Below are 15,751 nucleotides of genomic sequence, written 5' to 3' on the forward strand. Positions count from 1 at the left end.
ACTTCGACGAGGAGTCATCCGTGAGCACCGTCGTCCCCCGCACCGAGGAGCCCCAGTTCGGGCGATTCGGTGGCCAGTACGTCCCCGAGGCCCTCATGGGGGCCCTGGACGAGCTGGACACCAGCTTCGCCGCCGCCATGGCCGATCAGGCGTTCCTGGACCGCATGAACGGCCTCCGCGCCGAGTACGGCGGCCGGCCGACCGCTCTGTACCGGGCCGACCGGCTGACCGAGCACGCCGGCGGGGCCACCGTCTGGCTGAAGCGCGAGGACCTGGCCCACACCGGCTCGCACAAGCTGTGCAACGTCCTCGGGCAGGGCCTGCTGGCCCAGCGCATGGGCAAGCCACGGCTGATCGCCGAGACCGGCGCCGGCCAGCACGGGGTGGCCACGGCCACCATCGCCGCGCTGCTCGGCATGGAGTGCGTCGTCTACATGGGCGAGGAGGACTGCCGTCGTCAACGCCTCAACGTCGTGCGCATGCGGCTGATGGGCGCCGAGGTCATCCCGGTCACCTCCGGCACCCGCACCCTCAAGGACGCCATCAACGAGGCCATGCGCGACTGGGTCACCAACGTCGAGTCGACCCACTACCTCATCGGGTCGGCCATGGGCCCCCACCCGTTCCCGACCATGGTCCGTGACTTCGTGAAGGTCATCGGCCAGGAGATCCGCTGGCAGATGATGGAGCGGACCGGCGGCCTGCCCGATGCGGTCGTGGCCTGCGTCGGTGGTGGCTCCAACGCCATCGGGGCCTTCCACGAGTTCATCGGCGACCCCGACGTCCGGCTCATCGGTGTGGAGGCGGGCGGCTCCGGCATCGCCTCCGGCGCCCACGCCGCCACCATCGGCGGGGGGACCGAGGGCATCCTCCACGGTGCCCGCACGATCGTGCTGCAGGACGACTTCGGCCAGGTCATCCCCACCCACTCGGTCTCGGCCGGCCTGGACTATCCCGGCATCGGCCCCGAGCACGCGTGGCTGGCCGACACCGGACGTGCCACCTACCTCAACGCCACCGACGAGGAGGCGCTGGACGGCTTCAAGCTGGTCTGCGAGCTCGAGGGCATCATCCCGGCGCTCGAACCCGCGCACGCGATCATCCCGGCGCTGCGGATCGCCCGCGAGGTGGGGGAGGGCGGCAACGTCGTCATCAACCTGTCGGGTCGTGGCGACAAGGACGTCGACGAGGTCGCCCGCGTGCTGGAGATGACCGACGTGAAGGCAAGCGAGGACCACGCATGAGCCAGACCCCGAAGGTGTCGGAGACCATCCGCGCCGCCAACGCCGACGGCCGGGCTGCGCTGGTCATCTACCTGCCTGCCGGTTACCCCGACATGGAGACCTCCCAGGAGTGCCTGGAGGCCGCGGTCGAGGGTGGTGCCGACGTGCTGGAGGTCGGCTTTCCCTACTCCGACCCGCTGATGGACGGCCCCGTCATCCAAGCCGCCAACCAGGTCGCCCTCGACGCCGGGTACACCCCCGTCGACGACGTCGCCATGTGCGACCGCCTGACCAGCCGCGTCGACGTGCCGGTGCTGGCGATGACCTACTTCAACATCGCGTGGCACTACGGCGGTGTCGAGCGCCTCGACGGGTTCGCCGACGACTGCGCCCGGGCGGGCCTGTCGGGTGTGATCCTTCCCGACCTGCCGGCCATCGAGGGCGGCCCGTGGCAGGAGACCGCCGACCGCGTCGGACTGCAGACGGTGTTCCTCACCTCGCCCGCCTCCACCGACGAACGGATCGGTGCGGTCGCCGACCGAACCACCGGCTTCGTCTACGCCACCTCCACCATGGGCGTGACCGGCGTGCGCGAGTCCCTGTCGGACCGTGCCGCCCCCCTCGTCGACCGCATCCGGTCGGTCACCGACAAGCCCGTGTGCGTCGGCATCGGCGTGTCCACCGCCGAGCACGCCCGTGAGGTGGCCTCGTTCGCCGACGGGGTCATCGTCGGCTCGGCAGCCGTGCGTGCGGTCACCGACGGCGGCCCGAAGGGCGTCCGCAAGCTCGTGGAGTCCCTCGCGAAGGGCGTCCGCGAGGCCGACCGGGGCTGATCCGCCCCGGCCGCGGTGGCCTCAGTCCTCGGCGACGAACCAGACGACGCCCAGCGGCGGTGCGCTGATCAGCGCCGAGGCGGGCAGGCCGTGCCACGGCTGGTCGGTTGCCTCGACCCGGCCCATGTTCCCGACGTTGCCGCCGCCGTAGATCTCGGAGTCGGTGTTGAGCGCCTCGCGCCAGCCACCCGTGTGGGGCAACCCGATCCTCAGGTCGTGCTGCGGCATCGGGGAGAGGTTGGCCACCACGGCCACCGCCGGATCCCCGTCGGCGCCGTACCGGACGAAGGCCAGCAGGTTGGCGTCGGCGTTGTTGGCGTCGATCCACTGGAAGCTGGTCGGGTCGTCGTCGCGTCGCCACAGGGCCGGCAGGTCGCGGTACGCCCGGTTGGCATCACGGACCAGGTCGCGGACACCCGCGTGTGCGCTGTCCATCAGCGACGGCCAGTCCAGCTCGCGCTCCTCCGACCACTCGCGCTCCTGGGCGATCTCGCCACCCATGAACAGCAGCTGCTTGCCGGGATGGCCCCACATCCAGCCGTACAGCGCCCGCAGGTTGGCGAACCGCTGCCAGCGGTCGCCGGGCATCTTGCCGATCAGGCTGCCCTTGCCGTGGACGACCTCGTCGTGGGACAGCGGCAGGACGAAGTGCTCGCTCCACGCGTACATCATCCCGAAGGTCAGCTGGTTGTGGTGCCAGCGCCGGTAGACCGGTTCCTTGGAGAAGTACGACAGCGTGTCGTGCATCCAGCCCATGTTCCACTTGAACCCGAACCCGAGCCCGCCGAGGTGGGTGGGACGTGACACGCCCGGCCAAGCGGTGGACTCCTCGGCGACGGTGAAGGCGTGCGGGTTGCGCTTGTAGGCGGTGGCGTTGACCTCCTGGAGCAGCTCGACGGCCTCGAGGTTCTCGCGTCCGCCGTGCTTGTTGGGCACCCACTCGCCGGACTTGCGGGAGTAGTCGAGGTACAGCATCGACGCGACCGCGTCCACGCGCAGGCCGTCGACGTGCAGCGACTCGAGCCAGAACAGCGCCGAGGCCATCAGGAAGTTCTTGACCTCCGTACGGGCGTAGTTGAACACCAACGTGCCCCAGTCGGGGTGTTCGCCCTGGCGGGGGTCGGCGTGCTCGTACAGCTTGGTGCCGTCGTAGTTGGCCAGGGCCCACTCGTCCTTGGGGAAGTGTGCTGGCACCCAGTCCACGATCACCCCGATGCCGCGATCGTGCAGGCGGTCGACGAGGTAGCGGAAGTCGTCGGGCGTGCCGAACCGCGAGGTCGGCGCAAAGTGCCCGGTGACCTGGTACCCCCACGAGCCACCGAAGGGATGTTCGGCGACCGGCAGGAACTCCACGTGCGTGAACCCCATGTCGGCCACGTAGTCACCGAGCTCGTCGGCCAGCTCGCGGTAGGTCAGCGGCCGACGGCCACCCTCGCCGTCGTCGGTCCAGCGCCACGACGCAAGGTGCACCTCGTAGATCGACATGGGACCGTGCAGGTGGTCCGTCGACGGGGGCGCGGCGGTCCACTCGTACTCGCCCTTCCAGACCCGGCTCGCCGTGCCCGGGGGAACGTCGGACCACTTGGCCCACGGGTCGGCGCGCAGGACCAGGCTGCCGTCGGCGGTGACGATCTCGTACTTGTAGTGGGCGCCGTTGGGCACGTCGGGGACGAACAGCTCCCAGATGCCCGAGGATCCCAGGGACCGCATCGGATGCAGCCGCCCGTCCCACGAGTTGAACGATCCGACGAGGCGCACCGACTGGGCGTTCGGGGCCCAGACGGCGAACGCGAACCCGTCGATGCCGTGCATCGTCCGGGGGTTGGCGCCCATCGCCGTCCACGCCTGCTCGTGCCGGCCCTCGGCCAGCAGGTGCATGTCGACCTCGCCGAGGGTGGGCTCGAAGGCGTAGGCGTCGACCAGCTCGAAGGCCTGGTCGTCGGGGTAGGTGATCCGCCATCGGTAGGTGCCGGGGTCGGGTTCGGACGTCGTGGTGGCCTGGAACAGCCCGCCCGTGACCTCCTCGGCCTGACCGGCGTCGGCGACGCCGACCAGCTCGGCGGACACCGCACCGGGACGCCAGGTCCGCACCACCCACGTGCCGTCGCCGAGCTGGTGGCGGCCCAGCAGCCGGTGCGGGTCGTGCAGCCGACCGTCACGGAGCGCCTGCACGTCCTCGCCGATGTCGGGAAGGTCCGGCTCGGCGGCGGCGGGCGCTGCGGGAGGGGCGGGTGCGGCTGTCGCCGGCGTCGTGGGGGCAGGACTGGCCTCGGGGGTGCTGGTCTCGGGGGCGCCGGCCTCGGTGGCGCCGGCCTTGCGGCCCTTCTTGGCCTTGCGGCCCTTCGACGACTCGGACGGGGTGGATGGAGTGGCCATGGTGGCTCCCAGCGGGGCGAGTGCCTGCAGGGGTATCTGCAGCCAGTCAGGACGGTTGGCGGCCTCGTAGCGGGCCTCGTACAGCAGCTTGTCCAGGACGAAGAGGTCCAGCCACGGACGGTCGACCGCACCGTAGCCATCGACGAACGCCTGCTCGGCCCGGTGTCGCCACCGGCCGGCCGCGTCCGGGTCGCCGCCAGCGCGCACGGCGGCGGCCTCGGCGTAGGCGAAGGACCGCAGCATCCCGGCGACGTCGCGCAGCGGGTGGTCGGGGCGTCGGCGTTCGCTGACGGGCCGGCCCGGTTCGCCCTCGAAGTCCAGGATCATCCAGCCGTCGTCGCCGTCGGTGATGACCTGCCCGAGGTGGAAGTCGCCGTGGATCCGCTGCAGGCGGCCCATCGTCGACGGCGTCGCGGCGCGGCGGTTGGCGACCGCGTCGACCAGGCCGCTGCCGACCTCCGGGACGGTCCGCTCGGTGGTGCGCGCGTCCTCCATCAGCCGGTTGCGCATGCGGTCGGCGTCCTCGACCGTCGACTGCCGGACCTCCAGGGTGGACGCCAGCGTCCGGTGCATCTCGGCGGTCAGCCGGCCGAGGTCGGCCATCCGGTCGGCGACCCCGTGGTCAGCGGTGCCGGCCGCCTCGGCGACCGCCAGCTCCCATGCGCCGTGCGAGCCGAGGACGTAGCCGGTCATGACCGCCATGGCGGTCTCGTCGGGGCCGGTGATGACGCCCAGCAGGGGAGGGGTGCCCTCGAACCCGGCCGTGGTCAAGGCCTCGGTGATCTCCACGTCGGGGTTCGGGCCGGGCTCCAGCCGGCGGATCACCTTGACCGCGACCTGTTCGCCGAGCACGACGGAGGTGTTGGACTGCTCGACCCCCATCAGCCGTTCGGTCGGCGCGGGATCCGGCGACCGGCCGACAGGTCTGGCGGTGACCGTCGCACCGGACGCGGCCGCAAGGTGCGCGCCCCGTCGGGCGCTGTCCAGCAGCGCGAGCGCTGCCCGTGGGGCCGAGACCAGCTCGGTGACAGGCACCCCGTCGACGGTGCCGAGCAGCGGCTCGGCCTGGTGCAGCCGCCGGGTCAGCACGAGCTGCCAGCTGGTCGACGGGCCGTCGTCGGCATGGTCCACGGCGACCGTCACGAGCCATGTCCGCGGGTCACCCGCCACCCGCAGCGGGACGGCGTCGGCCACCCGGGCCGCCTCGATCGGGCGGTCCTTGGCGGCGAACCAGCGCTGGCGTGTCAGCCACGCCGTCAGGTCGGGCAGGTCGGGCAGGTCGGGACGGGTCGTGGCCATCACTCCTCGGGTGGCAGCAGGTCGAACCAGTAGAACCCACGGCCGGTCATCGTGAGCAGGTAGCTCAGCTCACCGATCCGCGGGAAGGGCGTGCCGCCCAACAGCTCGACGGGCTGCCAGCCGGCGAACCGGCCCAGGTCGAGCTCGACGAACTGCGCGGTCGCGCCCAGGTTGGCGACGACCAGCACGTGCTGGTGGCTGTCCTCGCGGAGGAACGACAGGACCTTGGGGTTGGACGCGTCGAGCGCCTCGAAGGTGCCCGTGCCGAAGACGGGATGTTGCTTGCGTACCTCGATCATCGATCGCACCCAGTGCAGCAACGAGCTCGGGTGCCGCTGCTGCGCCTCGACGTTGGTGACCTGGTAGCCGTAGACCGGATCGACGATGGGCGGCAGGTTCAGGGCGGCGAAGTCGGCGGCGGAGAACCCGCCGTTGCGGTCGGGGGTCCACTGCATCGGGGTCCGGACGCCGTCGCGGTCACCGAGGTAGATGTTGTCGCCCATGCCGATCTCGTCGCCGTAGTACATGACGGGGCTGCCGGGCAGGGAGAACAGCAGCGAGTGGAACAGCTCGATCAGCCGGCGGTCGTTGTCCAGCAGGGGTGCGAGGCGTCGACGGATGCCCACGTTCATCCGCATGCGCGGGTCGGCGGCGTACACGGAGTACATGTAGTCGCGTTCCTCGTCGGTGACCATCTCCAGGGTCAGCTCGTCGTGGTTGCGCAGGAAGATGCCCCACTGGGCGGTCTCGGGGATGTCCGGCGTGGACCGCATGATCTCCACGATCGGCGCGGCCTCCTCCCGCCGGGCGGCCATGAACATGCGTGGCATCACGGGGAAGTGGAAGGCCATGTGGCACTCGTCGCCCTCGCCCTGCCCGAAGTACTCCACGACGTCCTCGGGCCACTGGTTGGCCTCGGCGAGGAGGATCCGGTCGCTGAACTCCTCGTCCACCACCCGGCGGACCGTCTTGAGGAACTCGTGGGTCTCGGGCAGGTTCTCGCAGTTGGTGCCCTCGCGCTCGAACAGGTACGGGACGGCGTCGAGCCGCAGGCCGTCGAGCCCCACGTTCAGCCAGAACCGGACGGCGTCGAGCATGGCCTCGCCGACCGCCGGGTTGTCGTAGTTGAGGTCCGGCTGGTGGCTGAAGAACCGGTGCCAGTAGAACTTCTCCGCCTTCGGGTCCCACGTCCAGTTCGACGTCTCGGTGTCGACGAAGATGATGCGGGCGTCCTCGTACCGTTCGTCGGTGTCGGACCACACGTACCAGTCGTGCTTGTCGGACTGCGGATCGCGGGCCTCCTGGAACCAGGGGTGCTGGTCGGAGGTGTGGTTCATCACCATGTCGGCGATGACCCGGATGCCGCGGGCGTGGGCGGCCTCGATCAGCTCGGCCACGTCGTCGACGTCGCCGTACTCCGGCAGGACCCTGTAGTAGTCGGCGATGTCGTAGCCGCCGTCGCGCAGCGGCGAGTCCATGAACGGGAGCAGCCAGAGGCAGTCCACGCCCAGCCACTCCAGGTAGTCGAGGTTGTTGGTCAGCCCGCGGATGTCGCCGGTGCCGTCGGCGTTGGAGTCACTGAAGCCGCGAACCACGACCTCGTAGAAGATCGCGTGCTTGTACCACTCTGGGTCCGGGGTGAGCATCGTCTGGTTCTGGCTCCTCTGGGTTCGGCCGGTGGTCGGTCAGCGGGGTCGGTCAGCGGGGTGGGCGGATCTCGAAGACGTGGAGGGGTTCACCCCAGCTCGGGTCCAGCCGTACCCAGTTGGCGTGGCTCTGCCACGTCCAGGTCTGGCCGGTCAGCAGGTCATGGACCTCGAAGGGCACCTCGCCGCCGTCGATGCCCAGCCACCACAGGTCCAGCCACGTCCATCCCTCCTGCGGGTGGTGCTGGTCGAGGTTGACGATCGTCAGCAGGACCCTCGTCCGGTCCTCGCTGGCTCGCGAGAACACCATCAGGTTGTCGTTGTCGATGTGGTGGAAGCGGATGTTGCGGATGTCGCCGAGGACGTCGCGGTGCTCGCGGCGGATCTCGTTGATGCGGGTCACGAACGGCGCGATGGAGTGGGGTGCGTCGAAGTCACGCGGTCGGTAGGCGTACTTCTCGGAGTTGAGGTACTCCTCGCTGCCGGGTCGGACCGGGACGTGCTCGAGCAGCTCGTAGCCGGAGTAGATGCCGTAGTTCGGGCTGGTCAGCGCCGCCAGCGCCAGCCGGACCTTGAACGCCGCCGGCGACCCCGACTGCAGGTACTCGTGCAGGATGTCGGGGGTGTTGGGCCAGAAGTTCGGGCGGAAGTAGTCGGCCTGGTCGGTGTGGGCCAGCTCGGTCAGGTACTCCGTCAGCTCGCCCTTGGAGTTGCGCCAGGTGAAGTAGGTGTAGGACTGCGTGAAGCCCAGCTTGGCCAGCCGCTGCATCATCACCGGGCGGGTGAAGGCCTCGGCGAGGAACAGCACGTCGGGGTGGTCGGCGTGGACCTCCGCGATCACCCACTCCCAGAACGGCAGCGCCTTGGTGTGGGGGTTGTCGACGCGGAAGATCCTGACGCCGTGACCGATCCAGAAGTCGAGGACCGCCTTGAGCTCGGCGGTCAGCCCCTCGATGTCGGGGGTGTCGAAGTCGATCGGGTAGATGTCCTGGTACTTCTTCGGCGGGTTCTCGGCGTAGGCGATGGTCCCGTCGGCGCGGTGGCGGAACCACTCGGGGTGCTCGGTCACCCATGGATGGTCGGGGGAGCACTGGATCGCGAAGTCCAGGGCGATCTCCACGCCGGCGTCCTCGGCGGCCGCCATGAAGTCGTCGAAGTCGTCGATCGTCCCGAGGTCGGGGTGGACCGACATGTGCCCGCCGTCGGGCGACCCGATGGCCCAGGGGACGCCCGGGTCGTCGGGACCGGCGTGAAGGGTGTTGTTCGGCCCCTTGCGGTGGCTGTGGCCGATCGGGTGGATCGGCGGCAGGTAGACGACGTCGAAGCCCATGCCGGCGATGGCCGGCAGGCGCGTGGCGGCCGTGGCGAACGTGCCGCTGCGGACCCCGTCGGAGCCGACGGACCGCGGGAACATCTCGTACCACGCGCTCCAGCAGGCCCGGTCGCGGTCCACCCACAGGGGCAGCTCGGCGGTGGCCGTGGCGTCGCGCCGGTCCGGGTGCTGTCGGAGCAACTCCAGCAGCTCCGGCGACCGGGCGGCCTCCACCCGCTGGTGGACCGGCACGGCGTGGTCGCGCAGGATTGCGGCGACCTCCTTCAGCCGCGGTGGCACCGGGGCAGGGACCCCGGCCGGCGCCGCGTGGGCTTCCAGGAGCAGCGCACCCTCCTCCATCTCCCCGGAGAGGTCGGCGACCCCCGCACGGTGCTTCTTGACCAGCCCGTCCAGCCACGAGGCGTAGTGGTCGGTCCACCCGACCAGCTGGTAGACCCACGCCCCGTTGCGGTCCGGGACGAAGCGTCCCGTGAAGGCGTCGTGTTCGTGGGCGTCGAGCATCGCGACGTTCCACCGGTCGTCGTCGACCATGCGGTAGCGGACCATCGCCGCGACCTTGTCGTGGCCCTCGCGGAAGATGGTGGCGGCGACGTCGACGGGCTGGTCGACGCAGCCCTTGGCGGCGTAGCGGCCACCGTCGATGCAGGGCCGGATGTCGTCGAACTGGATGCGGTTCCTCACAAGCACGGTTGTAGAGGACGCCGACGGTGCGCGCACACGTACCGGCAATATCGCATGCCGAGCCGGGGCTCCGTCCATCCGCGTGCGGCGGCTCCGCTCGACGACACCCGCCCGAAACCTGGAGGTGGTTCCCTGTCGCGCTGGCCGCCAGTACGCTGCGACACCCCCCGATGATGCCTGGAGCTGGACATGGTCAAAGCCGTCCGAACCTTTCGTGTGAGCCCCTCCCTCCCCGAGGAGCTCGGCCCCCTGGCCGAGCTCGCTGCCAACCTGCGCTGGGCGTGGGATCCGGCGACGCGAGAGGTGTTCAAGTGGGCCGACAAGCAGCTGTGGGAGGCCGTCGAGGGCAACCCCGTCGGGCTGCTGGGTCGGCTGGGGCGTGACCGGATGGCCGAGCTGGTGGCCGACAAGGCGTTCCTCGGGCGGCTCACGGAGGTCCGCGCGGACCTGGAGACCTACCTGACCGGGGCTCGCTGGGCACAGGCGCAGGAGCCCGCCCCACCCGGGGTGGCCTACTTCTCCGCGGAGTTCGGCATCACCGAGGTCATGCAGACCTACTCCGGCGGCCTCGGCGTGCTGGCCGGTGACCACCTGAAGGCCGCCAGCGACCTCGGCCTGCCGCTGGTCGGCATCGGCCTGCTGTACCGCCACGGCTACTTCCGCCAGCTGCTGGACCACGACGGCTGGCAGCGCGAGCAGTACCCACACGTCAATCCCCACGACCTGCCGCTCACCCGGCTGGAACGTGACGGCGAACCGTTGCTGGTCGAGGTCGACCTGCACGGTCGCACCGTGCAGGCGCAGATCTGGAAGGCCGACGTCGGTCGGGTGCCGTTGCTGCTGCTGGACACCGACGTCCCGTCCAACCACCCCGACGACCGCCTGGTCACCGACCGCCTGTACGGCGGCGACAGCGAGCACCGCCTGCGTCAGGAGATCGTGCTGGGCATCGGCGGGGTCCGGGCCCTGTACGCCGCGATCGAGGCCGGTGCCGTCGGCGTCGAGCCCGTCATGTTCCACGCCAACGAGGGGCACGCCGGGTTCCTGCAGTTCGAGCGCATCCACCGGCTGATGAGCGACGGGGGGCTGGACTTCGACCAGGCCATCGAGACGGCTCGTGCGTCGGTGCTGTTCACCACCCACACCCCCGTGCCCGCCGGCATCGACCGGTTCCCTCGCGACCTCATGGAGCGGTACTTCTCGGGCTACGCCGACATGGTCGGCGTGTCGATGGACCGCCTGCTGGCCATCGGCCGCGAGCCCGGCGACCAGTCGGGCAGCATCTACAACATGGCGTTGATGGGCCTGCGCCTGTCCGCCGGCGCCAACGGCGTGTCGAAGCTGCACGGCCAGGTGTCGCGGGAGATGTTCAGCGACCTGTGGCCGGGGGTGGAGTCACCCGAGGTGCCGATCACCTCGATCACCAACGGCGTGCACGCCTCGACGTGGATCGGCCCGGAGATGGCCGCCGTGTACGACCGCGTGCTGCCGCCGGACTGGTCGCACAACCCCGACGCGTGGACCCTCGCTGGCGGCATCGGGGACGACCAGCTGTGGCGTGCCCGCGGCCGGGCCCGCGAACGGCTGGTCCAGACCGTCCGGGAGTGGGCGCGCGCCCAGGGTCGTCGTCGCGGCGAGAGCAACCTCGGCTGGACCGACGCGATCCTCGACCCCGAGGCGCTGACCATCGGCTTCGCACGCCGCTTCGCGACCTACAAGCGGGCGACCCTCCTGCTGAGCCAGCCCGAACGGCTGCGCGAGCTGCTGCTGTCCACCGACCGCCCCGTGCAGTTCGTGTTCGCCGGAAAGGCCCACCCCCGCGACGACGGGGGCAAGGGCCTGATCCGTGACATCGTGCACTTCAGCCGTGACCCCGAGATCCGCACCCGGCTGGTCTTCGTCGAGGACTACGACATGCGGATCGCCCGCACGATGCTGGCCGGCTCCGACGTGTGGCTGAACAACCCGCGGCGACCCCACGAGGCGAGCGGCACGAGCGGCGAGAAGTCCGTGCTCAACGGCGGGCTGCACGCCTCGGTGCTGGACGGCTGGTGGGACGAGATGTACGAGCCGTCCGTCGACGGGGTCGCCAACGGCTTCGCCATCGGTGGCCGCGGCAACGGGTCGGACCCGGGCCATCAGGACGCCGCCGACGCCGCGTCGTTGTTCGACGTGCTGGAGCGCCAGATCGTCCCGGCCTTCTACGACCGTACCGACGGGCAGCTGCCGCGTCGCTGGCTGGCCCACGTCCGCGCGTCGATCACGACGCTCGGCCCGAAGGTCCTCGCGACCCGCATGGTGCAGGACTACACCACCCAGCTGTACACGCCGCTGGCCCAGCGGGCGATGCGCCTGACCGCCGACGGCGGCAAGCGCGCGCTCGAGCTCGGGGCGTGGCGAGGACGGCTGGCCACGACCTGGGACGGCATCTCCATCGAGGACGTAGAGCTGGAGAAGGCGTCGGGCACCCTCGGCGACGACCGCGACGTCGTCGTCGACGTGCGCCTGGGCGACATCTCCGCCGACGAGGTCGAGGTGCAGATCGTGCACGGCCACGTGCGCGCCGACGGCACCATCGAGGCACCCCGCGTGGCCACGCTGGAGCCCGGCGACGGCCACGACGGCTGCATCCGGTACCGCGGGACGATGTCGCTGGACATCTCCGGTGAGTACGGGCTGGCCGCACGGGTCGTCCCGCGCCACGAGGACCTGCGCAGCTGGGCCGAGACCGGCCTGGTGACCTGGGCAGGGGAGTAGCCGCCGTCCACACGGGTGCCCGGCCCCACCCGGCCGTGCCCGACGCCACCCGGCCGTGCTGGACGCCACCCGGCCGTGCCCGACCCGATGTGCAGTTCGCTCGATGCGTTGGCCGAGCTGCACAACCCGGCGTCCCGCTCGTGCAGCTTGGCCGGGTTGGGCGCACAGCTGCACGATCCGGGGGAGGAGGGGGGCGCCGGCCGTCCCCTCAGCGGTGGCCGAGGACCGGCAGCGGTCGGTAGCCCTCGGCCAGCAGCGCCAGCTGGTCCTCGTCGAGGGACAGCGTCGTCGCAGCGACGGCGTCGTCGAGGTGGCCGAGCTTCGTGGCGCCGATGATGGGCGCGGTCACGCCGGGCTGGTGAAGCAACCAGGCCAGGGCGACCTGCGCCCGGCTGGCACCGAGCTGATCGGCGACCGTGCCGACCGCGTCGACGACCTCGCCGGAGGCGTCGGCGTACAGGGTGGGGGAGATGGTGTCGCTGGCCCCGCGTGACGTGGCGGTCGCCTCGGCCCGTGGACGGGCGAGCAGGCCCCGGGCGAGCGGTGACCACGGGATGACGCCGACGCCCTGATCGCGGCAGAGGGGGATCATCTCGCGCTCCTCCTCGCGGTACAGCAGGTTGTAGTGGTTCTGCATCGACACGAACCGGGTCCAGCCGTTGACGGTCGCGACGTGCTGGGCCTTGGCGAACTGCCAGGCGTGCATCGACGAGGCGCCGATGTAGCGGACCTTGCCGGCCCGGATGCAGTCGTGCAGCGCCTGCATCGTCTCCTCGATGGGGGTCTCGGGGTCCCATCGGTGGATCTGGTACAGGTCGATGTGGTCGGTCCCCAGGCGTCGGAGGCTGGCGTCGACCGCGTCCATGACGTGGCCGCGCGAGAGGCCGCCGTCGTTGGGTCCCTCGCCCATCGGGAAGTTGACCTTGGTGGCCAGCACGTAGTCCTCGCGACGGTCGAACACCCGGGCCAGCAGCCGGCCGGTGACCTCCTCGCTGACCCCCAGCGAGTACATGTCGGCGGTGTCGAAGAAGGTGATGCCGGCGTCCGCGGCACGCTGCACGAACGGCAGCGAGTCCGGCTCGGGCAGCACCCACTCCCGCCAGCCCGGATCGCCGTAGGACATCATCCCCAGGCAGATCCTCGACACCTTCAAGCCGGCCGAACCGAGACGCACGTAGTCCATGGTCGGCAGCGTAGGCCCCTCGCGAACCGTCATGCCCGAACACCGTCCCGACGAGCGTCCCGGACACACATCCGGACAAGAGAAGGGCCACGGTGGACCGAGCCGATAGCCCACCGTGGCCGTGGGGTGCACTCGTGAACGAGGACCACCGGCGAGCAAGGTACGGGTGGTCCGTGGCCGGCAGGTGGCGCCGTCGTTTCGTGTGCGTAACAGGTTCCGGAGCGGGCTCGGTCGGGCCGTCCACCCGTACAGGGCAACGCCGGTTGCCGAGCTGCCCCCCACTTCGTGGAGGACTCCCTGCCGCCCACGACGAACAGCCGAGCACACCACAAACCACATCGACCGGGGGGAACCGCCATGGCCAGCTCACTCGTCATCCGGATGGCACTGTCCATCGTGCTCGCCGCAACGGCGGTGGCACCCGCCGCCGCGCTCCAGCCGGAGGAGGAGCGGTGCCTGCCCGTGCCGGTGGTCGACGACCGGTGCGAGTCGTGGCAGCTCGTCCACGACCCCGTCGCCGACGCCGACGAGCCGTACCAGCAGCCCTCGGCCATGGTCACCTCCACCAGCGCCGACCTGATCGCCGTGGCCGGCTACGGCGCCCAGGACCTGTTCGACACCCAGGGACAGGCCCACAGCGCATGGCGCATCCTCGGCATCGACCCCGACACCGGGGAGGTCCGCTGGCTGAGCCGACCCGGCCTGACCGACGCCTACAGCCGGCCGCTCGGCATCCACATCACCGACGACGGCTCCACGGTCCTGGTCGCCGGGTACCGCGCGTCGGCCTTCGGGCAGGCCGACGCCCTGATGGTCGTCATGGCGCTGGACGCGGCGACCGGTGCGGTCCGCTGGAGCACGACGGTCGACGGCGGTCGTGCAGACGCGCGCAGCGCGGATGCCCGCGGCTGGTTCGTTGCCGAGGCCGACGGCTCCGTCCTCGTCCTGGGCACGCATCGCCAGGCACCGCCGGCGGTCGCCCAGGGCCTGGTCGTGGTCCGCCTCGACGGGGCCACGGGCGAGCCGACGGCGATCCGCCTCGTCCCCGGCGTGATCCCCACTGGCACGTCGGTCCCGGCTGGCCTGGCCGTCAGCGCCGACGGCAGCCACGCGGTGGTCGGTGCCACGGTCGACGGGGTGGGCACCTACGACCTGGACATGCTGGCGGTGGGCCTCGACCTGTCCGGCGGCGGCCTCGACGTGGCCTGGTCCCACGCGTGGGACGGCGTCGGCGCCAACGCCCCCGACCGCGTGCACGGCATGGCCGCCGACCCCGAGGACGGGCTCGTGGTCCTCACCGGCATCTCCAGCAACGACGTCGACGGCCCCCCGTTCGACGTCGACTACGCCACCGCGACCATCGCCTACGACATGCAGACCGGTGCACGCCGCTGGCTGTCGCGCGAGATGCTCGCCGAGCGGATCGCCATGCCGTCGGGCGTTGCCGTCGACGACGGACGCGTCGTCGTCGTGGGCGGCAGGTCCGTGGACGGCACCGGTCAGGGCTACGCCCTCGGCCTCGACGCGACCGACGGGTCCACGGGCTGGGTCGCGCCCATCGACACGCCCGACCGGGATCGGGAGACCGCCACGGCCGTCGCGGTCAGCGGCGACCACGTCGTGGTGACCGGCAGCTCGTCCTCGTCGGTGGCGGCAACCGTCATGCCCAACCGCGCCACGATCTCCGACACGCTGACGGTCGCCCTGTCCGCCAGCGACGGCGCGCCTCGCTGGACCGCCCGCCACAACAGCACCGACATCGGCGACGACGCCGGCCGCGCGGTGACCGTCACCCCGTCGGGCGACGCCCACGTCCTCAGCCAGGTCACCCGCAACATCGACATGGACGAGAACTTCTACGACCTCGCCGTGCTCGGCTACCTGCACACCGCCACCCCGCTGGCGCTGCCCGACGCGATCGGTCAGTCGTAGCGCCTGAGCACCACGAACGTCGTCGTCCGGGTCGTGGCTGGCCAGCGCTTGATCTCGTCGAGGGTCGCGTCGAGGTCGGCAGCGGTCGGTGCCTCGAAGCGGACCAGCAGGTCGTAGGCCCCGGCCACCGCCTCGGCCTCACGGAACGCCGGCATGGCCGACAGCCGACGGACGTACCGGGCGGTGTCGCCGGTGTCGGTCTCGATGCCGACCCGGGCCACGTGCGCCGCCGGATCGTCGGGCAGGGCCACGTCCGCGTGGTACCCGCGGATGATGCCGTCGCGTTCCAGCCTGCGCACCCGGGCAAGCGCCGCGGTGCGCGACAGGCCCACGGACCGACCCAGCTCCGCCATCGTCAGGCGCGCGTCGTGCCGCAGCTCGCGGACGATCGCGTGATCGAGGTCGTCCACGTGCCCGCTCCTTCCGTCCCGGCCCGGCTGCTGACGATCCGTCGGCATGTTGCCATCGACTCGACGGAATGGCTAGCC

Annotated in this window: 9 protein-coding genes; 4 read left to right on the forward strand and 5 right to left on the reverse strand. The window is 71.0% G+C overall.

Going from position 1 to position 15,751, the window contains the following annotated elements; translation table 11 throughout:
• Positions 1 to 95 precede the first annotated feature (95 nt).
• A complete protein-coding gene (trpB, locus tag CUC05_RS21080) occupies positions 96 to 1,244 on the forward strand; it encodes a tryptophan synthase subunit beta (RefSeq protein ID WP_205712475.1) in 1,149 nt (382 codons plus the stop codon).
• A complete protein-coding gene (trpA, locus tag CUC05_RS21085) occupies positions 1,241 to 2,056 on the forward strand; it encodes a tryptophan synthase subunit alpha (protein ID WP_108668116.1) in 816 nt (271 codons plus the stop codon). Before trpB ends, trpA begins: the two co-directional genes overlap by 4 nt.
• Positions 2,057 to 2,077: 21 nt before the next feature.
• Here trpA and glgB read toward each other — a convergent pair whose 3' ends face one another.
• Genes glgB through CUC05_RS21100 form a run of 3 tightly spaced genes read right to left on the reverse strand, consistent with a single transcriptional unit; the run spans position 2,078 to position 9,469 of the window.
• Complete coding sequence (gene glgB, locus CUC05_RS21090) at positions 2,078 to 5,731, reverse strand: 1,4-alpha-glucan branching protein GlgB (protein WP_108668117.1); 3,654 nt, start codon at positions 5,729 to 5,731, stop codon at positions 2,078 to 2,080.
• Positions 5,731 to 7,377 (reverse strand): maltose alpha-D-glucosyltransferase, encoded by a 1,647-nt coding sequence (gene treS, locus CUC05_RS21095; protein WP_108668118.1) that lies wholly within the window; start codon positions 7,375 to 7,377, stop codon positions 5,731 to 5,733. The genes glgB and treS overlap by 1 nt, the downstream gene beginning before the upstream one ends.
• A gap of 52 nt (positions 7,378 to 7,429) precedes the next feature.
• Positions 7,430 to 9,469: an alpha-1,4-glucan--maltose-1-phosphate maltosyltransferase gene (locus tag CUC05_RS21100; RefSeq protein WP_108668119.1), complete on the reverse strand. Its 2,040-nt coding sequence runs from the start codon at positions 9,467 to 9,469 to the stop codon at positions 7,430 to 7,432.
• Between the two features lie 111 nt (positions 9,470 to 9,580).
• On the opposite strand from CUC05_RS21100, the gene glgP reads away from it, so the two are divergent.
• Positions 9,581 to 12,148, forward strand: a complete 2,568-nt coding sequence (gene glgP, locus CUC05_RS21105) for an alpha-glucan family phosphorylase (RefSeq protein WP_108668120.1) — start codon at positions 9,581 to 9,583, stop codon at positions 12,146 to 12,148.
• Positions 12,149 to 12,356: 208 nt separating this feature from the next.
• On the opposite strand, the gene CUC05_RS21110 is transcribed toward glgP, so the two are convergent.
• Positions 12,357 to 13,331 (reverse strand): aldo/keto reductase, encoded by a 975-nt coding sequence (locus CUC05_RS21110; RefSeq protein ID WP_108668121.1) that lies wholly within the window; start codon positions 13,329 to 13,331, stop codon positions 12,357 to 12,359.
• A gap of 357 nt (positions 13,332 to 13,688) precedes the next feature.
• On the opposite strand from CUC05_RS21110, the gene CUC05_RS21115 reads away from it, so the two are divergent.
• Entirely contained in the window at positions 13,689 to 15,263 is a 1,575-nt protein-coding gene (locus CUC05_RS21115; RefSeq protein WP_108668122.1) for an outer membrane protein assembly factor BamB family protein, read from the forward strand.
• Here the strand turns inward: CUC05_RS21115 and CUC05_RS21120 are convergent.
• Positions 15,254 to 15,673, reverse strand: coding sequence for an Lrp/AsnC family transcriptional regulator (locus tag CUC05_RS21120; protein ID WP_170128079.1), 420 nt, complete (start codon positions 15,671 to 15,673; stop codon positions 15,254 to 15,256). The genes CUC05_RS21115 and CUC05_RS21120 overlap by 10 nt on opposite strands.
• Positions 15,674 to 15,751 lie beyond the last annotated feature (78 nt).

Origin of the sequence: Euzebya rosea, from assembly GCF_003073135.1 — a bacterium.
GTDB lineage: Bacteria > Actinomycetota > Nitriliruptoria > Euzebyales > Euzebyaceae > Euzebya > Euzebya rosea.